Genomic DNA, 21418 nt, shown 5'->3' with positions numbered 1-21418 from the left:
CAACAAAGCGACTATCTCAGGACAAGGCGGCGTTCCGCCCAGGGGGTCGACATGCTCAGAGTGCAGAAGGTCAAGGTCGACGACATCTACGTGCCGACGGCGCGCAAGAAGACGCTGCATCCCGAGACGGTCCGTCATCTCGCCGAGGACATATTGGAGAACGGCATGAAGATGCCGATCCAGGTCCGCCACGACGGCAAACGGCATATATTGGTCGAAGGCCTGCACCGGCTGGAAGCGGCCAAGTGGCTCGGCGAGACCGAGATCGATGCTTATCTGGTGCAAGCCAAGCGCCACTGAGGCGTCCTCGATTTCGCCGTTGATCCCCATCCACGGGAAAGCCCCAGAATTTCTCCTTGATGATGTCGGTTTGCATTTCGCTGGTTCGTCCTTGGGACGGAAAGCCGGGTCAGACCAATATTCTCGATCGGTTTTCGCGCGGGTTGGGGCCGATGGACCAGCCAGCTCAGGAACCCACCGACACACGGACGGACTGGAGGAGATCGATATGTCCAAAGCCCTGCTTTTCGCCATTCTTGCTTCGGCCGCGGCGCTTCTCGCCTGTCCGGGCATCACCAACGCAAACGAGGTAAAATCTGCCATGACGACCGAAGCGAAGACACCGCCGAAGCCTGAAAAATCCGGCCTGCTGCCGATCAACGGCCTGAACTACTATTATGCCGTCCACGGCAAGGGTGAGCCGCTGCTTCTGCTGCATGGCGGTCTCGGCACAGCGGACATGTTCGTCCCCATCCTGCCAAAGCTTGCCGAACATCGCACTGTCATCACCGTCGACCTGCAAGGTCATGGCCGCACCGCGCTTGGCGACCGGCCGTTCACGCTGGAGGCGATGGGCAACGACATGGCCGATATCGTCAAGGCGCTCGGCTACGATCATGTCGACGTCATGGGCTATTCGCTGGGTGGCGGCGTCGCCTTCCGCATGGCTGTCCAGCATCCCGAAGCGGTGCGCCGGCTTGTGCTGGTCTCGACCGGCTATGCCGCCGACGGGTTCTATGACGAGATGCGCCCGCAGCAGGCGCAGGTGAGCGCGGCCGCCGCCCCCTTCATGAAGAACACGCCGATGTACAAATCCTACGTCGCCGTCGCGCCGCATCCCGAGGAGTTCCCGAAGCTGCTCGACACGCTCGGCAACTTCATGCGCCAGAACTACGACTACTCGGCCGATGTTCCCCAGCTCAAGATGCCGGTCATGCTCGCCTATGGCGACAGCGACATGTACAAGCCCGAGCACGAGATCAAGTTTTACCAGATGCTCGGCGGCGGGTTGAAGGACGCTGGTTGGATGCGCGAGAACCTGTCGCGGAACCGCCTGGCGATCCTGCCCAACCGCACGCACTACGACGTCTTCTTCGCCCCGGAACTGACTGCGGCAGCACTGCCGTTCCTCGATGGTCAGACCAAGGTGAAGAGCTGGGACGAGGTAGTCGGCGAAACCGAATAGCTTGTCCGGTATTGAGTGCCGGCAGTCTCCTTGAGGCGGCCGGCAGTTTCATCGCAGCCGTCGATGGGATCGCATCAATGCTTTTGAATTGACCCAATGTCGGGCGTCGATAGTCTCGCATCAAATCCTCTCGGGAACGGATACGGCAATGGCTAAATATCACGGCGGATGCCTGTGCGGAGCGGTGCGTTATCGCGCCGACGTCGAGCCCGTCAACGAACGCATCTGCCATTGTCGGCTTTGTCAAAAAGCGATCGGCGCCGCCTTCAATGCGCGTGTGCTGTTTCGCATCGACGATGTGACGGTCGAAGGGCCGTTCGCGATTGTGAACAGCTCGCCGGATATCAAGCGCGGGTTTTGCCCCAACTGCGGCACGACGATGTTTTCGCGGCGCGATGCCGCCGGCATCATAGGCGTCACCACCGGCTCACTCGATGATCCGTCCGTCTTCAAGCCGCAGATGCACATCTGGACCGCCTCCAAGCAACCTTGGGTGGTGCTCGATGACGGCTTGCCGCAGCACGAAGGCGCGCCGCCTGCCTAAGGCCTCCGGCCTCCCTTTTCGACTTATGAAAGAAGATGGATCGGGGATCGAGCGCCGAGACGGTTGAGGCGTGCTGGATGAAGTGTGGCACTGCCACGCATCCACCCTTCGGGCCAACAGAGGGATGAAGTCACGTGACCATGACAAAAATTAATCGAAACAGTCACGAAATAATCGAAACAGTCACGCGAAAGCCGGCAAAGCGTCATTGGCGAGCCATCATTGTCTCCCTATTTAACCGGTGCGGGCCGGCATTCGAGGAGACGACGGATGAACGACAGCATCAGTACCCTGGACGAGCTTTTGAGCGATCCGATGGTCCTGCTTGTGATGGAGCGCGATCGTGTGCGCCCGGAACAGGTGCGCATGCTGCTCGAACGGGCGCGTCGGCCTTCCGTCGAGGAGCCGGTTGTCCCGCCGGCGCACGTGATCGCCAGGGCGTGCCAGAAACTCTGGCTGTGCCCCTGATCGCGGCTGTGCCCCCGATCGCATCGTGATTTCCTCCAGTTTTTGCAGACCGACCCAACGGGCCGGTCTGGCCACTGCCTGGCGCGGCCTCCGCCGGGGCCGCGCAGTGTTGACATTCGACCACGCTTTCCGAGCCCGGTGACACCCGTCCGCGGGCGCCAGTTCACAAATCCGTAAATTGATTTTCCTCCCCATGGCGGTATGGCTTGCCTCGGGCCGATCGCCATCAGTCGTTGTCCGCGCAACTCCGATCTCTGACATGGAATTCGACATGGCCGACAGCTGCATGCAAGGCATGGACATGGGCTTTGTCGGCCTGGGCTATGCCAAGGTCGCATTTCTCGGCTTGGTGCAAGGCATCACCGAACTGCTGCCGATTTCCTCGACCGCCCACATGCGCGTCGTCCCGGCGGTGCTGGGCTGGCAAGATCCCGGCTCCGCTTTCTCCGCCGCCATGCAGCTTGCGGCCCTCGCCGCGGTGATCAGCTACTTCTGGAACGATGTCAGGGACATCCTGTCCGGTTCGCTCGGCGCCTTGAAACGGCGCGATTTCGCCGACCGGCATTTCCGGCTGGCGCTCTGGATCATGCTGGCGACGATCCCGATCGTCGTCGCGGGCGTGGCTCTGTCTGGCCTTCTCAACGCCTGCAATTCACCGCTGCGCGGCCTCGGGGTCATCGGCTGGGCCTGCATCGTTATGGCACTCCTGCTGGCGCTGGCCGAACTCCGTGCCCGCCATGCGCGCACCATGGGCCAGGCGTCCATGGCCGATGCGCTGCTCGTCGGCGTCGCCCAAATCGGCGCATTGATCCCGGGCGTCTCGCGGTCCGGCTCGACCTTGACGGCAGCACTGGGGCTCGGCTTCAAGCGGGAAGAAGCGGCGCGCTTTTCATTCCTGCTGGGGCTGCCGGCCATCGCGCTCGCCAGTCTCAAGGAGCTCTGGGAACTGCACAAGGCTCATCTCGATGCCCATGGCTGGTCGATCCTCGCGGTCGGCCTGGTGGTTGCCTCGCTATCCGCCTTCCTCGCCATATGGGGCCTGATGCGCGTGCTGGAACGCTTCTCGGCCTGGCCTTTCGTCATCTATCGCGGCGTGCTCGGCATCGCCCTGCTGCTGGGGCTGGCCATGGGATGGCTTGCCTAAAGCATTCCAGGAAAGTGCGTAGCGGTTTTCCGCCGGCTTCACACAAGGACTAAAAGGCACTTCCAGGAATGTGCTTGCCGGTGTTGCTTCGGCGCAACCCTGGTCGGGCATGCGTCGATCGCCAAAGATGTGATCGGCCGCCTTCATTGACTCCGGGCAAAATCCATCTTTAACGTTCTGTTAACAAAAATAGATGGGTGGGGCCGTATGGCATCCTCGGTGGGTTGGCGCCGCAAGGCGACGGGTTTGGGGTTCGCGTTTGCGCTGACGGCTTTTTGTTCGGCCGCGGGTTTGGCGAATGCGGGACCGCTTTCCATGACGATCGGCGGGCAAACCTCCCAGCCGATCGGGCACTATGATTTTTGCAAGGTCCATTCCGCCGAATGCTCCATCCGCTCGCCCGACAACGCGCCGGAGAGCATGACCGGCCAGCTGTTGCGGCAAATTTCCGCCGTGAATCTCTCGGTCAACACCCGCGTCAAGCCGATGAGCGACATCGACAATTACGGCAAGGACGAGTGGTGGGCCTATCCCGACAACGGGTTTGGCGACTGCGAAGACTACGCGCTTGAAAAGCAGCGCGAGCTCAAGGCCGCCGGCATTGCCATCGCCAATCTGCTGATGACGGTGGTGCGCAAGCCGGACGGCGAAGGCCACGCCGTGCTCACGGTGCGCACCGACAAGGGCGATTTCATCCTCGACAATCTCAGCGACAAGGTTCGCCTCTGGAACCAGACAGGCTATCGTTACCTGAAGAGACAGGCGAGCGACAACAGCGGTCGCTGGGTTTCCATCCTTGGCGGCGACGAGCGGCTCGTCAGCTCTGTTCAATGATGTCGCCGCTTTCTGATATCGGCAGCCGCACTTCGACCTTGGCCGTCTGATCCATTCCCTCTTGGGACCGGTCTTGCGTCGCGCCGGCGAATGCTGGCAGCGGCTCGTTGGACTGGCAATCCGGTGCGCACATGGATCTTTTGACTGTCCTCCAATCCGCGCCTTTGCTGCTCGCGCTGATCAAGACCGCGCTGCCGTCGGCGGCGGCGATCGGCATGGCGCTCGGCCAGTGGCTCGCCTCGGTACCGCCGTGCCGCGACTTCGCCTTCGAGGCCACCAGCTATCTCGTCTGTGAGGTCGATCCCAAACACTATCGGATCGAACTGTTCTGGAAGGACCCGGCCGGCAAGCCCTACCAGTCGCTGCACAATCTCGGCGACGCCCAGCGGCAGGCCGGGCGCACGATGCTGTTCGCCATCAATGCCGGCATGTACCATCCAAACCTCGCGCCGGTCGGCCTGTATATCGAGCGCGGGCAGGAACTGGCCCCGGCGAAGGTCGGGTCGGGAAGCGGCAATTTTTCGCTCCAGCCCAATGGTATTTTCTACATCAGCGACGGCAAGGCCGCGGTCCGCGCGACAAGGGATTTCCTAAAGAAGCGTCCGCCCACCGACTATGCCACGCAGTCCGGACCGATGCTGGTGATCGACGGCCGATTGCACCAGAAATTCCGGGCCGACAGCACCTCGCGCAAGACGCGCGACGGTGTCGGGGTGCGAAGGGACGGTGTCGCCGTCTTCGCCATTTCGAATGGCACGGTGACATTCCATGCATTCGCACGCCTGTTTCGCGACGGGCTCGGCTGCGACAATGCGCTGTTCCTCGACGGGTCGATATCGAGCTTGCTCGCGCCGGCCATCGGCCGCAATGACGACTACTGGAATCTGGGGCCGATGATCGGCGTCTTCAGGCGATAGGATCGGCAGGCCTAGATTGCGCTTGTGACCGCGCACGGCCGACACTCGGAACCGTGCCCAACATGCTTAAAAACTTGATTCAATCTTTATTGGTAATTTCCCGTTCATAACTAGACCTGGTTTGTCCGTCGGCCGTCGCCTTCGGTCTGTTGTGTTTGAGTACAGGTCAAGATGCGGTTACCAGGCGCCGTCAGTTTCGTGATCGCATCGCTGTGCCTTGCCGGCTGCTCATCGACATCGGGCATGGACGCGCTGGACATGCAGAAACCATCGAACGAGATCACCAGCTCGGTCGTGCGGCCCAGCGCGCCGATCGCATCGGTCCCAGTGAGAAAGGCTGAACGCAGAGTGGCGGAAGCCGTGCCGGCGGACGAGAATGTCCGGCCTTACGGCCTGGCCGAGGAAGAGACGGTGGCGTTTCCGGCGCCCGACCTGCCGGACAGCGTGGAGCCGCCGGTCGTCGAGCCAGCGGCGCTGGTGTCGCCGCCGAAGCTCTTGTCGCGGGCAGCCCCTGCGATGCTTGCCGGGCCGGTCACGCGCTACGGCTTTCGCGATGCCAAGCCGATCAATTTCGGCCGCTCCTCGCCCCGTCACCTTGCCGTGCATGGTGTCGACGTGTCGCGCTGGCAAGGCAACGTCAACTGGGAGAAGCTGCGCGCACAGGGCGCCAACTTCGCCTATATCAAGGCCACGGACGGTGGCGACCATCTCGATCCCCTGTTCATGAAAAACTGGCGCAACGCCGACGCCGCCGGACTGAAGCGCGGCGCCTATCACTTCTTCTACTGGTGCCGCACCGCCGGCGAGCAGGCCGACTGGTTCATCCGCAACGTGCCCAAGGTCGACGGTGCCTTGCCGCCGGTGATCGATGTCGAGTGGAACGGCGAATCCAGCTGCAAGCGACGCCCGTCGCGTGAAAAGGTGCTGGAGAAGATGCAGGTGTTCATGGACAAACTTGAACGCCACTACGGCCAGCGGCCCATCATCTACACCGCGCCCGATTTCTACCGCGACAATCTCCGGGGCGAATTCCTCGATTATTCATTCTGGCTGCGCGCCGTGGCGCAGCACCCCTCAAAAGTCTATCCCGGCCGCAAATGGCTGTTCTGGCAATATTCCGGCTCCGGCCTCTCGCATGGCGTCACCGGCCGCATCGACCTCAACGTCTTCCACGGCGACGAGCGGCAATGGCGCGCCTGGGCCGGCGGCCGGCAAATGGTGGCCGACGCGGATTGAGGCGGCGCCATTCGCCCCGTCCTAGTGCCTGTTTGAGCTGCTTGCTCTTGCCGTTGACTCCTCGCTCCGCGAAAGGGGCCCCAAGCACCGTGTTGAGCAGTGCCTGGATATAGACTATGCCTCTACATATTCCGCCAGGCTCACACTTTCGGGCACATCCAGCCCATCGGCTCGCAAGCCCTCGATATGGAAGCGTATTGCGTCCCGAATCTCGGTTTCCACCTCGGGGACCGTCGCGCCAGTCGCGATGCAGCCGGGTAGGTCCGGCACATAAGCAGAAAAATTATTTCCTGCTTTCTCAATCACGACCGCGTAACGCATGTCGTCACTCCTTTAAACCGGACTGCTTGAGGATGCTGTTCAGGGTTCCTGGCGCAGCCTCTTCAGACGGCTTGCCGGCCACGGTGACGCGGCCGGCTTTGGCACTGTGCTTATAGTGGAGATGGTTGCCCTTGGTTGCAACCAGAGGCGGCATCAGCTCTCAGCTACACCCGCTGGTACTTCCACACGTATCGCACTTCTCACATGTCCCGTTCCGCACCATGGTGAAGTTGTGGCATTCCGAACATTCGTTGCCGGTGTAACCCTGCATCAGCGATTGCTGGCGCCGGGTGGCGGCAAGCGCCTTGGCTTCCGCGGCCTCATGCGCGGCGGTGTCGGTGAACAGCCCCTCGACGCCCGAAGCCTCGGCTTCCTCCTCGACGATGTCCTCGACCAGTTCCCTGGCGCGTTCCTCATAGTCGCGCTTGTAGGCGATGGCCTCGTCGCTCGCCGGCTTCAGCGCCAGCACGTTGGAACCGGAGAAGGCCGTCGGTGCTGAGCGGGCAGGGGCCGTTGCCGGGCCAGAACCGCCAAATCCCTTGGGCTCGGCGCCCGACACCAGCTTGACCGGCGAGGCACCGCGATAGAGTCCCTTGGAGAAGGGCGTGGCCTTGCCTTCGGTGATGCCGCGGCCGAGTGCCGTCTTGTCGAAATCCGATTGGTCGACATGGGCGAGGTCGTGGCGGTTGAGATAAGACACGGCAAGTTCGCGGAACACGTAATCGAGGATCGACGTGGCGTTCTTGATCGCGTCATTGCCCTGCACCATGCCGGCCGGCTCGAACTTGGTGAAGGTGAAGGCTTCGACAAATTCCTCGAGCGGCACGCCATATTGCAGGCCGAGCGAGATGGCGATGGCAAAATTGTTCATCATCGCCCGGAAGGCAGCGCCTTCCTTGTGCATGTCGATGAAGATCTCGCCGAGACGCCCGTCGTCGAACTCGCCGGTGCGCAGGTAGACCTTGTGGCCGCCGACGACCGCCTTCTGCGTATACCCCTTGCGGCGGTTCGGCAGTTTTTCGCGGTCGCGGTAGAGACGCTCCACGACGCGCTCGACGATCTTTTCGGTGACCTGCACCGCACGCTGCGCGGCTGGGGCGGCGATCAGCTGCTCGATGGCTTCGTCCTCGTCGTCCTCGCCATCGGCGAGCAGCGAGGAGTTCAGCGGCTGCGACAGCTTCGAGCCGTCGCGGTAGAGCGCGTTAGCCTTGAGAGCCAATTTCCAAGACAGCATGTAGGCGCCCTTGGCGTCCTCCACCGTCGCGTCGTTCGGCATGTTGATGGTCTTGGAGATGGCGCCGGAGATGAAGGGCTGTGCGGCCGCCATCATCTGGATGTGGCTGTTGATCGACAGCGAACGCTTGCCGATCTTGCCGCAGGGGCTGGCGCAGTCGAACACGGGGAGGTGTTCGGTCTTGAGGAAGGGCGCTCCCTCGAGCGTCATCGCACCGCAGACATGGATGTTGGCGGCTTCGATGTCCTTCCTGGAGAAGCCCAGTGCCGGCAGCATCTCGAACGAGAAGTCGTTGAGCTGCTCGTCGGTGAAGCCAAAGGTCTCCTTCACCCAGTCGGCGCCCAGCGTCCACTGGTTGAAGACGAACTTGATGTCGAAGGCCGACTTCAGCGCGGCATTGAGCGCCGCGATCTTGTCGTCGGTGAAGCCCTTGGTCTTGAGCGAGCCGGGGTTGATGCCGGGCGCCTGGTTGAGGTTGCCGTGGCCGACGGCGTAAGCCTCGATCTCTGCGATCTGGCTTTCCGAATAACCCAGCGTGCGCAGCGCTTCCGGCACGGCGCGGTTGATGATCTTGAAGTAGCCGCCGCCGGCGAGCTTCTTGAACTTCACCAGGGCGAAGTCGGGCTCGATGCCGGTGGTGTCGCAATCCATGACGAGACCGATCGTGCCGGTCGGCGCGATCACGGTCGCCTGCGCGTTGCGATACCCATGCTCCTCGCCGAGTTCGATGGCGCGGTCCCAGGCAGCCTTGGCGTGCGTCGCCAGGTCCTGCTGCTTGAGGTCGGAAGCAACCAGCGGCACCGGATTGACGGCCAGTTTCTCATAGCCGTCCTTGTCGCCATAGGCGGCGCGGCGATGATTGCGCATGACGCGCAGCATGTTCTGCGCATTACGGTCGTAATCGGGGAAGGCGCCGAGTTCGGACGCCATTTCGGCCGAAGTGGCGTAGGCGGTGCCGGTCATGATGGCGGTCAGCGCGGCGCAGATGGCGCGGCCCTCATCGGAATCATAGGGAATGCCGGAGGTCATCAGCAGGCCGCCAATATTGGCGTAGCCGAGGCCCAGCGTGCGGTATTCGTAGGAGAGCTTGGCGATCTCCTTCGACGGAAACTGCGCCATCATGACCGAGATTTCGAGAACGATGGTCCACAGCCGCACGGTGTGCTCGTAAGCGGCGATGTCGATCGTGCCGTCGGCATTGCGGTAGGGGAGCAGATTGATCGAGGCGAGATTGCAGGCCGTGTCGTCGAGGAACATGTATTCCGAGCACGGGTTGGAGGCGCGGATCGCACCGGCGGACGCGCAGGTGTGCCAGTCGTTCATCGTCGTGTTGAAGTGCAGGCCCGGATCGGCGGATGCCCAGGCGGCGTAGCCGATCTTTTCCCAGAGATCCCTGGCCTTCAGCGTCTTCAGCACCTTGCCGTCCTTGCGGGCGGTGAGATGCCAGTCGGCATCATCCTCGACGGCGCGCAGGAAATTGTCCTTCAGCGACACCGAATTGTTGGAGTTCTGGCCCGACACGGTGAGGTAGGCATCGGAATCCCAGTCGGTGTCGTAGGTCTTGAACGACATCGAGGTGTAGCCCTGCTTGGCGAACTGGATGACGCGGTAGATGTAGTTCTCCGGCACCGCGGACTTCTTGGCCGCCTTGATCTCGCGCTTCAGTGCGGTGTTGACGGCGGGGTCGAAGCAGTCGTCGTCATGGCCTTCGCAGTTGACGCAGGCCTTCATGATGGCTTCGAGATGCTTCTTGACGATCTTGGAGCCGGTCACCAGCGAGGCGACCTTCTGCTCTTCATTGACCTTCCAGTCGATGAATTCCTCGATGTCGGGGTGATCGGCGTCGACGATGACCATCTTGGCGGCGCGGCGCGTCGTGCCGCCCGACTTGATGGCGCCCGCAGCGCGGTCGCCGATCTTGAGGAAGCTCATCAGGCCGGACGAACGGCCGCCGCCGGACAGCTTTTCGCCCTCGCCGCGCAGCAGCGAGAAATTGGAGCCGGTGCCCGAGCCATATTTGAACAGGCGCGCCTCGCGCACCCACAGATCCATGATGCCGCCCTCATTGACGAGGTCGTCCTGCACGCCCTGGATGAAGCAGGCATGCGGCTGCGGGTGCTCGTAGGAGGATTTCGACTTGGTCAGCTTGCCGGTGAACGGGTCGACATAGAAGTGGCCCTGGCTCGGGCCGTCTATGCCATAGGCCCAGTGCAGGCCGGTGTTGAACCATTGCGGCGAGTTCGGCGCCACGCGCTGGGTGGCCAGCATATAGGCAAGCTCGTCGCGGAAGGCGCGCGCGTCTTCCTCCGACTTGAAATAGCCGCCCTTCCAGCCCCAATAGGTCCAGGTGCCGGCCAGACGGTCGAAGACCTGGCGGGCGTCGATCTCGGAGCCGTAGCGCTCGGCTTCCGGCAGCTTGGCAAGTTCGGCCTCGTCGGCGACGGAGCGCCACAGGAAGGAGGGAACATCGTTCTCCTCGACCTTCTTCAGCCGCGCGGGGACGCCGGCCTTGCGGAAATATTTCTGCGCCAGGATGTCGGCGGCGACCTGCGAGAACTGCGCCGGCACGTCGATATTGTCCAAGCGGAACACCACCGAGCCATCCGGATTCTTGATCTCGGAAAGCGCCTTGCGGAATTCGATCTCCGCATAAGCAGATTGGCCTGGCTTGGTGAAACGACGCTCGATGCGCATTGGTCCGGTCCCTTTTGTCTATATATAGCGCTTTTCCCGAGGGATTTCTGCCCCAAAGGTGAAACGCGCACTCCGCCGTCTGCCGGCGTTCGAAAACGGCCGGCTCTCCATTTTCGCGGTCTCTGTCCGACTTGCTGGTCAAACTTCTCGCGAAGCGCCTGTCCAACTCATCGACGAACCCGCGGGTCCCTCAAAACTGATTTTTTTCCGATTCCCTCACTCGAGGGAAATTCACATTATCTAGCGTCGAACCTGCCTGTAAACACTAAATATAGTGTTAACAGACAATTTATTCCAGTCCGACAATTCTCCCCTTTTATCGCCCACGCCCCCACAATCCCAACGCTTCCGCCAGCCTCGTAAACAGGCGGAAATGTGGGGAAAAACGCACATAATCCGGGAAAAAGACCGGGCTCAGAACTTTCCGGTCGCGCTCTCAACAGGAGCGCATGGCCTATAAAAGGCGACTCGTTTTGCGCCGTCAAGGATTCGTTTGCGTAGCTTTTGTGACCCCAACATCTTGTGTGTCACACATGTGGATAACGGGGATAGAATGAAGGTGCGGCGGTCGCCCCTCGCCGAGGGGAAAAAGGCGCGCTTGTCAGGCTCCGCGATGGCTTCGGGGCGTCATCCGGGCACGCCTGGCGCATCCGGCGTCGCGGATCAGCCGTAATGCGTCCTGGGCTTCGGCTCGGTTCCGGTGAACTGCACCCCGATCCGGCCGTTGCGGCGCCAGCGGACCTCGCATCGATAGCCGATGCCGTCGACGGGCACATAGAGAAGGAAGCGATCCGGAATTCTTGCTTCGGGGGGAATCTTGAGTTCGGCGCCGCTATCATTTTGATTGCGCAGCATGCAGCCAACTTCCGAATTCGAGATGCCGGTAATGATCGTGGCGCCCTTGAGCACGCGCTGGCGATGCTCCCGCTTGTGCTCGTCGGATCGCTCTGGAATGGGATTTGCGGGATTTGTCATCGGTAAAACGCCAGGATCGGATCAGATCCTATTGCGTCTTCATTAGCAAAGCATTCACGCCGGCGGGCACGCCCCTCCGGGCCGCTTGGTCGCACGGTCAATCCCGGTTCAGGTAAACCGGTGCGGGTCGGCGCAGAAATAGGCGATGATCTGGCAGAGGTCCGGTTCGTTGACCATGCGCATCGCTTCGCCCGAACTGACCCATTTGCGGGTGCGGGAGCGTTTTTCCTTCCAATGGTCGGCGACCTTGTCGACATGCAGCGGGAACACCAGCACCTCGCACGGCACTTCCTCGCCGGAGGCCAGGGCCTTGGCATAGAAATAGCGGCCAGCCTCGAGATGCGAGATCGTCCCGCGCAGTCCGGCTTCCTCGACAGCCTCGCGTGCCGCGGCTTCGCAAAGCGGCTCCCTGGCTTCAGGCCAGCCCTTCGGAAGCACCCAGCGGCCGGTATCGCGGCTGGTAATCAGCATGATCTCGACACCGTTTCCGGTTTCGCGCCAGGGCAGGGCGGCTACCTGCAGACGGCACGGCGCGGTGCCGAAGAGTCGCCGGACCCTTTCGGCCAGATGGTTGTGCGTCGTTGGCCTCGTCAGCATCGGAGAAGCTAGCCCCAGCCTCCAGAATCGTTTGCCGTCTCACGAATCTTACGGCCAATTATCGGCAATAAAAGTAAAAACTTTCATCAGGATGGCCGATTTTCGCCAACAGACGCCGATTCCGCGCGCTAGCCTGCCTCGCGAGACCCCTTTGCCTAGTGGAGGAGACTTCCCTGCGGCTCGATTTGCAGCAGGTTGCTTGCCGCGAATCAGCCGGCGTGATCGTCGGCGATCGGCTTCTGGTAGGTGAAGCCCATGTCCCAAGGAAAATAAATCCAGGTATCCTGGCTGACCTCCGTGACGAAAGTATCGACCAGCGGCCGCCCTTTCGGCTTGGCATAGACGGTGGCGAAATGCGCCTTCGGCATCATGGCGCGCACGATGCCCGCCGTCTTGCCGGTATCGGTCAGGTCGTCGATGATCAGCACGCCCGCGCCGTCGTCGGCGAGCAGGGCCGGCGTGACCTCCTTCAGCACCTGCAACTGCCCCTGGCTGCTGTAGTCGTGATAGGAGGCGACGCAGACCGTCTCGATAACGCGGATGCCGAGTTCCCGCGAGATGATCGCCGCGGGCACCAGCCCGCCGCGCGTGATGCAGACGATGGCTTTCCATTGCGCCTTGTTGGTACCGGCAAGCCGCCAGGCGAGCGCGCGCGCATCGCGGTGGAACTGGTCCCATGAGACCGGAAAGGCTTTTTCGGGAAGGGACATTCTTCGCGCACTCCGCAGCACGCGCGGTCGCGCGCAGAAAACAGGGGATTGCGCGCGGAAGTAACTGGAAAACCTTGCGCTTGGCAAGGGCGGCCGCAAACGATCCTTGTGGACTTACCGCGACAGGAAAGCCGCGACCGGCGCGGTGCGCAGCACGGAGCGCGTTACCCCGCCGAACAGGAGCTGGCGCAGCCACGAGTGGCTGTAGGCGCCAAGGACCAGCAGGTCGGCGCCGGTTTCTGCGATCCTGGTCTGGATCACCTCGTCGACCGAGGTGCCGCCCGACCTCTGCACCGAGACACTCACGCTGGCGCCATGACGCGACAAAGCGGAAGCGATTTCCGCTCCGGCGGCTTCGGGGCGTTCATCGAGCGTGTCCGGCGGATCGATGACCAGAATGTCGGTTTTCTCGGCCTCGATGATGAAGGGCAGCGCATCGAAGGCGGCGCGTGCGGCCTCCTTGCTGCCGTTCCAGGCAAGCAGCACACGCTTGAAGGTGGTGATCAGCGGACCCAGATGCGGCACCACCAGCACCGGCCGTCCGGCGTCGTAGACCAGCGTGTCGACGTCGGCGCTCGCATCGCCGCCCGTCTCGCGCTGCGCGGCGATGATCAGGTCGGCGGCACGCACGCTTGAAATGCCGGTCAAGGCGCTGTCGCCGGAAAAACTCTCCAGGCTGTGCCATTCGAAGGACAGGCCGGAATTCTCGATATGCCTGAGAAACGCGGCCCGCAGCTTTTCGGCCCGTTCACGGTTCATGTCGGCCGAAACCTGCAGGAACTCGGTGTCGGGAAAGCCGGTGGCCGAGGTGTAGGGCACCGGAAGCGCTTCGGCGTGGATACCGATCAGATGACTCTGGAAGCGGTTTGCAAGCGGAATGGCGAAGTCGAGCAGGCGCTCCGCGTCCTGCTCGTTCTGCAGAATGGCGACGATCGTCTTGAAGCGCATGGTGATCCCCTCATTTTGCGAGCGATCCGCCCGCGGCAAGGAAACGTCGCAGCGTTGTGCTTGGTTCCGGCCTGGACCGGATCAGCTCGCGCTGCCGGCAAAGCCGGCCACCATCGCCTCGACATCGGCGCGCGCGGCGTCCAGGGCCTGCTGGCTGCGGGCACGGACCACCAGTTCGGTCCAGAACTTGCCGTCGCCGTATTTCGGGTAGGAACCGATGATCGTATCCGGATGCGCTTTCTGGATCTCGCCCAGCGGCCCGCCGACGAGACCTTCGCCGAACGGGCAATGCACTGCCGCCGACAGCATTTTCGTGCCGGCCCTCAGCGTCGGCACGACATTGTCGAGCATGGCCTGGAAAATCGAAGGCACGCCGGCCATGACGTGGACATTGCCGATGCGGAATCCAGGCGCGACCGACACCGGATTGTCGATATGGTCGGCGCCGCGCGGCATCCGGGCCATGCGCTTGCGGGCCTCGGTGTATTCGATGCCTCGCGCGGCATAGCTTGCTTCCAGCAGGGCATAGGCCTTGGCATCGTATTCGCACGGCACGCCGAAGGCCTTGGCAATCGAATCGGCTGTGATGTCGTCATGGGTCGGGCCAATGCCGCCGGTTGTGAACACATAGGTGTAGCGGGCCCGCACTGCATTTACCGCGGCGACGATCTCGTCTTCCTCGTCGGGAACGATGCGCACCTCCTTCAGGTCGATGCCGATGGCCGTCATGATGTCGGCCAGATGGCCTATATTCCTGTCCTTGGTGCGGCCGGACAGGATCTCATCGCCGATGACGAGCATGGCGGCGGTAACGATTTCGGACATTGAAGGCTCCGGCAAAACGGGTCGCCTGAAATAGCGCGGCAAGCGGCCAGCGGCAATGCCACCCGACCGGTGAACAATCTGTGCCCGCATACGCGCCTGTCCCCGCACTTCAACTTTTCGGCGGCCCGCGGCGAACATGGGCGGGAGGCGCTCGTCTTCCTGAACGGGCTTGGCGCTGAAATGCATCACGTTCGCCATAAGGGTCGCCGCCTTCATCCAAGGCATAGTGGCTCGCGCATTTGGGATCGGCTTCACCGACGCTTCACAAGGAATTCAAGGAACCATTCGGTTGATGACTGGTTTGCCCCGTGTCGCACCCAAGGCGACGACGACAAAACGGAGTGATCCAATGTACAAAAAACTTCTCGCGGCATTCGTTCTGACAGCCGGCCTTGCCACATCGGCGATGGCGCAGTCGACGGACGGCAGATATTACAACCATGACAATTGGTGGAACAATTGGTCGCTGTTCGGCAATGAGGATTCATCAGGCATCGACCGGAGCACCACCGGGAGCATCAATGCATACGGCTCCGGGTTGAGCACCCAAGGCTATACCGGTGCGATGGGCCCATGTGCCCATAACACTCCAGGCCCGGACGCCAACGCTCAAGGCAACGTCAATGACCAGTACTGCGGCAAATAATCAGCCGTAGGCTCCCTGCTGACCGTAGGACGTTTTCTCTCCCGACGTCCGCGGTCGGCGCTCCGGGGCGGCCGGCCTTTGGGGCGATCGGGCTCTGGGCTGCAAGATCAGTCGGAAACCTCGGTCTGCGGCCGGTCGCGTCCGTCAGCCAGTTCCTCGTGCCATTTGCCGTCGGCATCCTCGTACTGGATGCCGTCCGTCGACCCAGCGACCTGCTGCTCGGCCGAAGCGATCTCGGCGGCCCGCAGCGCGTCCTGATGCGTGGGAAACGTCTCCGAGAAGGTCGCTCCGACCTTGTAGGCCCAGCCGCCGTCATGCTCGACGATCTTGTAAGTCAGCTTCGCCATCAAAAACCTCCGGTTTAAAGGTCCGTCCGCTCAATGCAGCCGGTCGTCGGACAGCTTGTCGTCCGGCACCAGCACGTCCGATTCCCTGGCGGCTTCGATAAGTGCCCGACGCGCATCCGCTGTCGAACGATAACCTTCCAGCACTTTGAGGCAAGTGTCGAGAGCATCACGATGACGAGGGCCGCGATTGAGCGGCCAAACCGTCATCAGGCACTCCGCCGCCTCCTGGGCGCTGCGGATATGGCGATATTTGCCGACATGGCCGAGTTCGACCACGACCGGTGTTTCAAAAGGCTTGTTGTCCATCATGGCCGCAACGCAAAGCAGCCAATTTGGTTGCAACCGTGTCCTCAGCCTGCGCCCAAACGTCCCAGGAGCGGGGAGGGCGGGCTCGAGGGCCCGCCAGACCGGGCAAATGTCAGCCCGTCGCCTTCATCCAGTGCTGCATCGTCGTCACCGAGCGCGCGAGCTGCGGCGCCGGATGGATCGTCTCGCTGAACGTGGCGGCCGCACGCCATCCCCAGCGCGGGTCGGCGAGGAAGGCGCGCGCCAGCGCCACCATGTCGGCGCGCCCTTCGGCGATGATCGCCTCGGCCTGCTTGGGATCGTCGATCAGACCGACCGCGCGGGTAGGGATGCCGGCGCCCCTGCGCACGGCCTCCGCCAGATGCACCTGGTAGCCGGGCCCGGAAGGCAGTTTCTGCAGGGGCGAATTGCCGCCGCTCGAGCAACAGAGATAGGCAACGCCTTCGGCCTTCAGCGCTTTCGCCACTTCGATAGCATCCTCGACGTCGAAACCGCCATCGACCCAATCCTTGACCGACAGCCGGGCGCCCAGCATCAGTTTCGGCGCTGCCTTTTTCACCGCCCTGGCGATCTCGACGACAAGACGCATGCGATTTTCCAGCGAGCCGCCCCAGCGGTCCGTGCGCTGGTTGGAGAGCGGCGACAGGAACTGGAAGATCAGATAGCCGTGCGCTGCGTGCAGCTCGATGAAGTCGAAGCCCGCGCGTTCGGCCCGCCTTGCCGCCTCGGCGAACCGCTCGATGAGCTGGAGGATGTCCTCGTCTTCCAGCGCCCGTGGCACGTTCCAGCCGGTATCGTAGGCGATTGCCGAGGCCGAGACGGTCTGCCAGGGATCCTCGTCCGGCTGCAGCGGTCCGCCGCCCTCCCAGGGCTTGCGGTTGGAGGCCTTGCGCCCGGCATGGGCAAGCTGAGTGCCGAATTTGGTGCCGGGGGCGGCCACGCGCCTTGCTGCGTCCAGGGCGCGGCGCGCAGCCGCTTCATTGTCTTCGGAATAGAGGCCGAGGCAGCCATGGCTGATGCGGCCACGCCGCTCGACATCGGTCATCTCGACCGTGACCATGCCGGCGCCGGACATTGCCAGGTTCATCCAGTGGTGGAGATGCCAGTCGCTCGCCGAGCCGTCCTCGGCCGAATACTGGCACATCGGCGCGACGGCGATGCGGTTGGGAAAGCTCAAGCCATCGAGCGTGATCGGCTGGAAAAGCGATGTCGTCATGAAAGAAACTCCGGGAGGGGAACGCTATCTAGGCGATCGATCGCCTAGATACCACACACGAGAGAGTGAAACGCCTGCTGGACCAATCGCTGCCCCGATTGCGCGAACGCCGGTTCGCGGCTACGCCTCGCGAACAACATGGAGGCAGCCGATGGAAGATCGTATCCGCATACGTTCTGAAGAGATCCTGTCCGACGACTGGGCGGTTCTGAAGAAGACCGTCCTCGACTATCGCCGCCGCGACGGACAATGGGAGACGCAAATCCGCCAGACTTACGATCGCGGCGATGGCGCGGTGATCCTGCCTTACGATCCCCAGCGTTCGACCGTGCTTCTGGTGCGCCAGTTCCGTTATCCCGCTTACGTCACCGGCCACCGCGAGCCACTCATCGAGGCCTGCGCGGGGCTGCTCGATCAAAACGACCCGGAGACCTGTATCCGCAAGGAGGCTGAGGAAGAGCTCGGCTATCGGCTGAACCATGTGGAGCGGCTGTTCTCGCCCTATATGAGCCCGGGCAGCGTCACCGAGCGGCTCTGGTTCTTCACCGCCCTCTATTCGCCCGCCGACCGCATTTCGGCCGGTGGCGGCGCCGCCGACGAAGGCGAGGACATCGAGGTGCTGGAAATGCCCCTCGACGAGGCTCTGGCCGGCATCGCCGATGGCCGCATCATCGACGCCAAGACCATCATCCTGATCCAGCATCTGAAGCTCAACCCGATCGCTGCTTGACCGATTTCGGTCGCCCTCGGCGCCCGGGGGCGTTGAACGCGTGCGGGACAAAGAATCGGGTGCGGGGCGAATGAAAACGAACGTGTTTTGCACAACGCTTTTTCGGGACTGCATGACACCGATTGACGAGATCGCCTAGGTAGTTGAAACGAAAGGCGCGCGGACGTGGCGGAATTGGTAGACGCAAGGGACTTAAAATCCCTCGATCTCTGATCGTACGGGTTCGATTCCCGTCGTCCGCACCAACCTTGGCTCTACTTGAGCGGTCGGCAGGGCCTAGGCGCCATCAGCGGAAACTGCCTGGCGGGCCTTTTCGGCTCGGCGAGCGCGCACCGAGGCGTGCCGTCCGGCAATAGGTTCTCGGCGAATGTCGCCACGGTCCGCCGCCTTGAAGCGGCGGACCGTGCGTTCAATCGCTCACTGGAGGATCTTTACGATCTTGCGCGTGCCGGGATCCACGATAACCGTGCGATTGTCCACGACGACATAACGATATTTGACGTTGGGAACTTCATGGAGCTCGACCGTGTCGGGCAGGGCGGTCCCGACATTGAGTTCCACACCGGGAATCTTGACCGAGGCCAGAGGCTCTTTCTTGACATACTCCTGTATGACTGTCTCGTCCTGCGGCTGAATGACCACATCCTGTGCGGCGGCTGCACCGATGCCGGTAAGCAGCAGAATTCCCGCTGCGATGGTTGCAAGATCGGTTCTCATTGTTGCTTCCTTTCTTTCTCGTTGAGCTTGGCGCGAAGAGCGGTGGGCGTCCCACGGCTTGCCAGGAATTCGGCAGGGGCTCCAATGCAGGCCATCGATCAGGAACCACCGTTCGATGGCTTGTCAGGCAATCGCTTTTAGACGGGTGGGTTCCGAACAACCGTAAGTTTGGGCCTTTTGCGCGCTATGACCTGACCTTTAGTCGCATGTCCAATAGGACCGAAGCCCTAGCAGTGGAACTGCCGGTAGGAAGCGTGCGTTGCGTTTGCTGCTGATCTTCCAGAGGAGGCCGATCATGGCAGCTCGCCCCACGATGGTAAATCTGGCGGTGGCGGCGCTGCCGTGGCCATAGTACTCGCGATTATTGCGATTGTTGTCCTGCTCATCTTCATGGGCGTGATAAATGTCGGCGGCGGAAAAAACATCGACGTCAAGATCGACGCTCCCAAAGTCGGGACGCCTTCCACGCCTGCATCGGCAAAGCCGGCGGCGCCAGCCGCTCCGTCGAACGGTGGCTGATGTCAATCCGACGCTTCGTGAGGTTAAGCATGACCCCTGGCTCCATCAAAACTGATGGCCACGATCGTGTGGAGATCCCTGCCAATGACAATCACATGGCTGGCGCCGAAATCTTCACCGACCCGCTGTTGGACGTTATCGAGAGCGACGACTTCGCCAACGCGCTTTGCGCGAGAGCGGAGCGCTTCGCGACCAAGATGGTCGTGGTAATGGCGATTTGCTGGACATCAACACTGGTCGCCAGTCTTTATTTTCTACTGGCGCCCTCTTGAAAGGCCGGCCTCGCTTCTTCAGCCTCGACCTCCGCTAGCCCAGGCTGGCGAGGCGTTGTTGTGGGGACGAGCGCCGCATCCCGTTGTTGTCAGCCCGCCGCTTCCTGGACGGCCCGGCGGGTTGGCGATCAGCCGGGCCGAACTGCACAACATTAGTAGTCGCTGTTGTCGATCACCACTGGGTGATGCCGATGGTGACGGTGTTCAATAGAGCCCGTTACGACGACGGTGTCGTGGCGATGATGATGCCGACGACCTTGGTCATAGAAAGCCACTGTGCCATGGCGCCGATGATGGAGGCGCTGCCCTTGATCGTTTATCACGGCCACGTGGCGGTGATGATGGCGGTGGGTTTTGATGACGACATCGGCCTCTGCCGCCGAAGCGACGATCGGCATCGCAACGAAAATGAGCGCCATGGCACTTGTCAAAAGAGTCGCTTTCATCAGTGTTCTCCATCTTTCGGATCCCTCGGCTACGTTCACGGCAGCCCAAGCCGCACGAGATCTCGATTGAGCTTTCTGCCTTCGAAATGAGCAGGGGCCGCCAACTGTTTGGGGTACGGTTTGATCGGTGACCCCTGCTCTCATGGGCGCATGAAGGGACCGTTGCTGCACCCGTCCAACAAATGGAAGGCGTGCGAGTACGTTCCTCGCAGGAGGGCGGATCGGACCTCTGCTGTAGGTATTCAGACCAAGGTCTGGCGGATGTTCTTGGACCTTCGTCCTCAACTGCGGCTCGACAGCCCTCTTCTCGATGCAATTCCTCAACGCGGTGCGCCGTGCGATCAGGCGAGGGCGTTGCCATGGGGGATGCGCGCCTTTGCGCGAGGGCAGGAGCATGACCGCACGCGGCATCAAGCTCCTGCGCGGTCGCGTTCAGACAAGCGGGCGTGACGATACTGGTGCGATCGCGCAATTCCGCGCGCCGCGAGCGATGATAGGGTGTTTGCGCGGCGGATCTGATCCGTCCAGGCCGGCGTCCACCAGCCCCAACCCATCCCCCCGCCCACTGGGGGACGTCGGCCCCTCAGTTTTCCGAATTGCCGTCGCAGACCTGCGACGTCGGACCAGATCGTGCCGCGGCTCAGAACTTGTAGCTCAGATTGATGCCGACCGTGTTCAGCTTCACATTCTGGTCGCGGTCGAGAAAATCGTCCGGAGCATCGAAGTGCTCCTTGCTGAAATCGTAGTAGCGATACTGCGCCCCGACGACGAACTTGTCGGTAAGGGCATAGTCGACCCCGGCGCCAACCGTCCAACCGACGCTGGTTCGCGTGTTGTCGAACGAGGTGCCGGCATTTTGCGAGGTTTCGATACCGGCAAAGGCGATGCCGCCGATGCCGTAGATCAGGAACCGGTCCATCGCATAGCCGGCCTTGGCATTGATGGAACCGAACCACTTGACATCCGTGCCGAGCAGATTTCCCGCGCCCAGTTCTTCGGCGCCCTTTGCCGAGGAATAGTTGAGCTCTGCTTCGGCGCCGAGCACCGCCTGGTCGAATTGCCACAGACCGGCGACATGGCCACCGACGAAACCGCCGTCGAGGTCTGGCGAGGCGGCAAACGGCTCGCCCTCGGTTCCCGAAATGTCGGAACTGCCCCAGCCATAACCGCCTTGCAGGCCGGCATAGTAGCCGGTCCAGTCGAAACCGGGCGCGGTCATCGGCACATCGGCCACAGGCTCGGCTGCGAAAGCCGGGGCGGCCAGAGCGGCAAGAAAACCAGCACTTACAAGCGCTAGGCGGCGCATC

General features: G+C 62.2%; 25 protein-coding genes and 1 tRNA gene. 12 read left to right on the top strand and 14 right to left on the bottom strand.

What is annotated here, in order from left to right:
* Positions 1-51: 51 nt before the first annotated feature.
* From FJ964_RS02505 to FJ964_RS02470, 8 genes are all read left to right on the top strand, one after another.
* Positions 52-300: a ParB N-terminal domain-containing protein gene (locus FJ964_RS02505; protein WP_006206067.1), complete on the top strand. Its 249-nt coding sequence runs from the start codon at positions 52-54 to the stop codon at positions 298-300.
* A 208-nt stretch (positions 301-508) separates the two neighbouring features.
* Positions 509-1465: an alpha/beta hydrolase gene (locus FJ964_RS02500; protein ID WP_140548840.1), complete on the top strand. Its 957-nt coding sequence runs from the start codon at positions 509-511 to the stop codon at positions 1463-1465.
* A 148-nt stretch (positions 1466-1613) separates the two neighbouring features.
* A complete protein-coding gene (locus tag FJ964_RS02495) occupies positions 1614-2009 on the top strand; it encodes a GFA family protein (protein WP_140548838.1) in 396 nt (131 codons plus the stop codon).
* Positions 2010-2279: 270 nt separating this feature from the next.
* The gene (locus tag FJ964_RS02490) at positions 2280-2477 is read left to right on the top strand and encodes a hypothetical protein (RefSeq protein ID WP_140493757.1); all 198 of its coding nucleotides are present in this window, start codon (positions 2280-2282) and stop codon (positions 2475-2477) included.
* Positions 2478-2748: 271 nt separating this feature from the next.
* Positions 2749-3621: an undecaprenyl-diphosphate phosphatase gene (locus FJ964_RS02485; protein ID WP_140548836.1), complete on the top strand. Its 873-nt coding sequence runs from the start codon at positions 2749-2751 to the stop codon at positions 3619-3621.
* A gap of 207 nt (positions 3622-3828) precedes the next feature.
* Positions 3829-4455 carry a transglutaminase-like cysteine peptidase gene (locus FJ964_RS02480; RefSeq protein ID WP_140548834.1) on the top strand — a complete coding sequence of 209 codons (627 nt, stop codon included), beginning with the start codon at positions 3829-3831 and terminating at the stop codon, positions 4453-4455.
* A 131-nt stretch (positions 4456-4586) separates the two neighbouring features.
* Positions 4587-5372 (top strand): phosphodiester glycosidase family protein, encoded by a 786-nt coding sequence (locus FJ964_RS02475; RefSeq protein ID WP_140548832.1) that lies wholly within the window; start codon positions 4587-4589, stop codon positions 5370-5372.
* Between the two features lie 171 nt (positions 5373-5543).
* Entirely contained in the window at positions 5544-6608 is a 1065-nt protein-coding gene (locus FJ964_RS02470; RefSeq protein ID WP_140548830.1) for a GH25 family lysozyme, read from the top strand.
* A 114-nt stretch (positions 6609-6722) separates the two neighbouring features.
* Here FJ964_RS02470 and FJ964_RS02465 read toward each other — a convergent pair whose 3' ends face one another.
* From FJ964_RS02465 to FJ964_RS02430, 8 genes are all read right to left on the bottom strand, one after another.
* Entirely contained in the window at positions 6723-6929 is a 207-nt protein-coding gene (locus FJ964_RS02465; protein WP_140548828.1) for a type II toxin-antitoxin system HicB family antitoxin, read from the bottom strand.
* A gap of 4 nt (positions 6930-6933) precedes the next feature.
* On the bottom strand, positions 6934-7083 hold the full coding sequence (locus FJ964_RS02460; RefSeq protein ID WP_140548826.1) for a type II toxin-antitoxin system HicA family toxin: 150 nt from the start codon (positions 7081-7083) through the stop codon (positions 6934-6936).
* A gap of 6 nt (positions 7084-7089) precedes the next feature.
* Complete coding sequence (locus FJ964_RS02455) at positions 7090-10857, bottom strand: vitamin B12-dependent ribonucleotide reductase (protein WP_140548824.1); 3768 nt, start codon at positions 10855-10857, stop codon at positions 7090-7092.
* A gap of 663 nt (positions 10858-11520) precedes the next feature.
* Entirely contained in the window at positions 11521-11832 is a 312-nt protein-coding gene (locus FJ964_RS02450; RefSeq protein ID WP_140548822.1) for a PilZ domain-containing protein, read from the bottom strand.
* Between the two features lie 108 nt (positions 11833-11940).
* The gene (locus tag FJ964_RS02445) at positions 11941-12429 is read right to left on the bottom strand and encodes an NUDIX hydrolase (RefSeq protein ID WP_140548820.1); all 489 of its coding nucleotides are present in this window, start codon (positions 12427-12429) and stop codon (positions 11941-11943) included.
* 209 nt (positions 12430-12638) lie between these two features.
* Positions 12639-13139, bottom strand: coding sequence for a xanthine phosphoribosyltransferase (gene gpt / locus FJ964_RS02440; RefSeq protein ID WP_140493737.1), 501 nt, complete (start codon positions 13137-13139; stop codon positions 12639-12641).
* Between the two features lie 114 nt (positions 13140-13253).
* A complete protein-coding gene (locus FJ964_RS02435) occupies positions 13254-14087 on the bottom strand; it encodes a universal stress protein (RefSeq protein WP_140548818.1) in 834 nt (277 codons plus the stop codon).
* An 81-nt stretch (positions 14088-14168) separates the two neighbouring features.
* Positions 14169-14912, bottom strand: coding sequence for a competence/damage-inducible protein A (locus FJ964_RS02430; RefSeq protein ID WP_140548816.1), 744 nt, complete (start codon positions 14910-14912; stop codon positions 14169-14171).
* 349 nt (positions 14913-15261) lie between these two features.
* On the opposite strand from FJ964_RS02430, the gene FJ964_RS02425 reads away from it, so the two are divergent.
* Positions 15262-15558 (top strand): hypothetical protein, encoded by a 297-nt coding sequence (locus tag FJ964_RS02425; protein ID WP_140548814.1) that lies wholly within the window; start codon positions 15262-15264, stop codon positions 15556-15558.
* 107 nt (positions 15559-15665) lie between these two features.
* Here FJ964_RS02425 and FJ964_RS02420 read toward each other — a convergent pair whose 3' ends face one another.
* From FJ964_RS02420 to FJ964_RS02410, 3 genes are all read right to left on the bottom strand, one after another.
* Complete coding sequence (locus tag FJ964_RS02420; protein WP_140493732.1) at positions 15666-15905, bottom strand: DUF2188 domain-containing protein; 240 nt, start codon at positions 15903-15905, stop codon at positions 15666-15668.
* A gap of 30 nt (positions 15906-15935) precedes the next feature.
* Positions 15936-16214, bottom strand: coding sequence for a DUF982 domain-containing protein (locus tag FJ964_RS02415; protein WP_140548812.1), 279 nt, complete (start codon positions 16212-16214; stop codon positions 15936-15938).
* 109 nt (positions 16215-16323) lie between these two features.
* Positions 16324-17427 carry an NADH:flavin oxidoreductase/NADH oxidase gene (locus tag FJ964_RS02410; protein WP_140548810.1) on the bottom strand — a complete coding sequence of 368 codons (1104 nt, stop codon included), beginning with the start codon at positions 17425-17427 and terminating at the stop codon, positions 16324-16326.
* Between the two features lie 151 nt (positions 17428-17578).
* On the opposite strand from FJ964_RS02410, the gene FJ964_RS02405 reads away from it, so the two are divergent.
* Both FJ964_RS02405 and FJ964_RS02400 read left to right on the top strand, forming a co-directional pair.
* Positions 17579-18157 (top strand): NUDIX domain-containing protein, encoded by a 579-nt coding sequence (locus FJ964_RS02405; RefSeq protein WP_140548808.1) that lies wholly within the window; start codon positions 17579-17581, stop codon positions 18155-18157.
* A 159-nt stretch (positions 18158-18316) separates the two neighbouring features.
* Positions 18317-18402 (top strand) — tRNA-Leu (locus FJ964_RS02400).
* Between the two features lie 172 nt (positions 18403-18574).
* Here FJ964_RS02400 and FJ964_RS02395 read toward each other — a convergent pair.
* Positions 18575-18874 (bottom strand): DUF1236 domain-containing protein, encoded by a 300-nt coding sequence (locus FJ964_RS02395; protein ID WP_140548806.1) that lies wholly within the window; start codon positions 18872-18874, stop codon positions 18575-18577.
* A 548-nt stretch (positions 18875-19422) separates the two neighbouring features.
* Between FJ964_RS02395 and FJ964_RS02390 the strand changes: the two genes are divergently transcribed.
* Positions 19423-19665, top strand: coding sequence for a hypothetical protein (locus tag FJ964_RS02390; RefSeq protein WP_140548804.1), 243 nt, complete (start codon positions 19423-19425; stop codon positions 19663-19665).
* A gap of 152 nt (positions 19666-19817) precedes the next feature.
* Here FJ964_RS02390 and FJ964_RS02385 read toward each other — a convergent pair whose 3' ends face one another.
* Both FJ964_RS02385 and FJ964_RS02380 read right to left on the bottom strand, forming a co-directional pair.
* Positions 19818-20111, bottom strand: coding sequence for a hypothetical protein (locus FJ964_RS02385; RefSeq protein ID WP_140548802.1), 294 nt, complete (start codon positions 20109-20111; stop codon positions 19818-19820).
* A gap of 640 nt (positions 20112-20751) precedes the next feature.
* The gene (locus FJ964_RS02380; RefSeq protein WP_140548800.1) at positions 20752-21417 is read right to left on the bottom strand and encodes an outer membrane protein; all 666 of its coding nucleotides are present in this window, start codon (positions 21415-21417) and stop codon (positions 20752-20754) included.
* Position 21418: the final 1 nt, after the last annotated feature.

The organism is Mesorhizobium sp. B2-3-2 (assembly GCF_006442295.1).
Lineage (GTDB): Bacteria > Pseudomonadota > Alphaproteobacteria > Rhizobiales > Rhizobiaceae > Mesorhizobium.
Note: the sequence above shows the minus strand (reverse complement) of the source record. Positions and strands in the feature narration are given on the sequence as shown.

Coding starts and splice junctions, on each gene's coding strand:
- FJ964_RS02505 (WP_006206067.1), top strand. CDS start 52: ATGCTCAGAGTGCAGAAGGTCAAGGTCGACGACATCTACGTGCCGACG.
- FJ964_RS02500 (WP_140548840.1), top strand. CDS start 509: ATGTCCAAAGCCCTGCTTTTCGCCATTCTTGCTTCGGCCGCGGCGCTT.
- FJ964_RS02495 (WP_140548838.1), top strand. CDS start 1,614: ATGGCTAAATATCACGGCGGATGCCTGTGCGGAGCGGTGCGTTATCGC.
- FJ964_RS02490 (WP_140493757.1), top strand. CDS start 2,280: ATGAACGACAGCATCAGTACCCTGGACGAGCTTTTGAGCGATCCGATG.
- FJ964_RS02485 (WP_140548836.1), top strand. CDS start 2,749: ATGGCCGACAGCTGCATGCAAGGCATGGACATGGGCTTTGTCGGCCTG.
- FJ964_RS02480 (WP_140548834.1), top strand. CDS start 3,829: ATGGCATCCTCGGTGGGTTGGCGCCGCAAGGCGACGGGTTTGGGGTTC.
- FJ964_RS02475 (WP_140548832.1), top strand. CDS start 4,587: ATGGATCTTTTGACTGTCCTCCAATCCGCGCCTTTGCTGCTCGCGCTG.
- FJ964_RS02470 (WP_140548830.1), top strand. CDS start 5,544: ATGCGGTTACCAGGCGCCGTCAGTTTCGTGATCGCATCGCTGTGCCTT.
- FJ964_RS02465 (WP_140548828.1), bottom strand. CDS start 6,929: ATGCGTTACGCGGTCGTGATTGAGAAAGCAGGAAATAATTTTTCTGCT.
- FJ964_RS02460 (WP_140548826.1), bottom strand. CDS start 7,083: ATGCCGCCTCTGGTTGCAACCAAGGGCAACCATCTCCACTATAAGCAC.
- FJ964_RS02455 (WP_140548824.1), bottom strand. CDS start 10,857: ATGCGCATCGAGCGTCGTTTCACCAAGCCAGGCCAATCTGCTTATGCG.
- FJ964_RS02450 (WP_140548822.1), bottom strand. CDS start 11,832: ATGACAAATCCCGCAAATCCCATTCCAGAGCGATCCGACGAGCACAAG.
- FJ964_RS02445 (WP_140548820.1), bottom strand. CDS start 12,429: ATGCTGACGAGGCCAACGACGCACAACCATCTGGCCGAAAGGGTCCGG.
- gpt (WP_140493737.1), bottom strand. CDS start 13,139: ATGTCCCTTCCCGAAAAAGCCTTTCCGGTCTCATGGGACCAGTTCCAC.
- FJ964_RS02435 (WP_140548818.1), bottom strand. CDS start 14,087: ATGCGCTTCAAGACGATCGTCGCCATTCTGCAGAACGAGCAGGACGCG.
- FJ964_RS02430 (WP_140548816.1), bottom strand. CDS start 14,912: ATGTCCGAAATCGTTACCGCCGCCATGCTCGTCATCGGCGATGAGATC.
- FJ964_RS02425 (WP_140548814.1), top strand. CDS start 15,262: ATGTACAAAAAACTTCTCGCGGCATTCGTTCTGACAGCCGGCCTTGCC.
- FJ964_RS02420 (WP_140493732.1), bottom strand. CDS start 15,905: ATGGCGAAGCTGACTTACAAGATCGTCGAGCATGACGGCGGCTGGGCC.
- FJ964_RS02415 (WP_140548812.1), bottom strand. CDS start 16,214: ATGATGGACAACAAGCCTTTTGAAACACCGGTCGTGGTCGAACTCGGC.
- FJ964_RS02410 (WP_140548810.1), bottom strand. CDS start 17,427: ATGACGACATCGCTTTTCCAGCCGATCACGCTCGATGGCTTGAGCTTT.
- FJ964_RS02405 (WP_140548808.1), top strand. CDS start 17,579: ATGGAAGATCGTATCCGCATACGTTCTGAAGAGATCCTGTCCGACGAC.
- FJ964_RS02395 (WP_140548806.1), bottom strand. CDS start 18,874: ATGAGAACCGATCTTGCAACCATCGCAGCGGGAATTCTGCTGCTTACC.
- FJ964_RS02390 (WP_140548804.1), top strand. CDS start 19,423: ATGACCCCTGGCTCCATCAAAACTGATGGCCACGATCGTGTGGAGATC.
- FJ964_RS02385 (WP_140548802.1), bottom strand. CDS start 20,111: ATGAAAGCGACTCTTTTGACAAGTGCCATGGCGCTCATTTTCGTTGCG.
- FJ964_RS02380 (WP_140548800.1), bottom strand. CDS start 21,417: ATGCGCCGCCTAGCGCTTGTAAGTGCTGGTTTTCTTGCCGCTCTGGCC.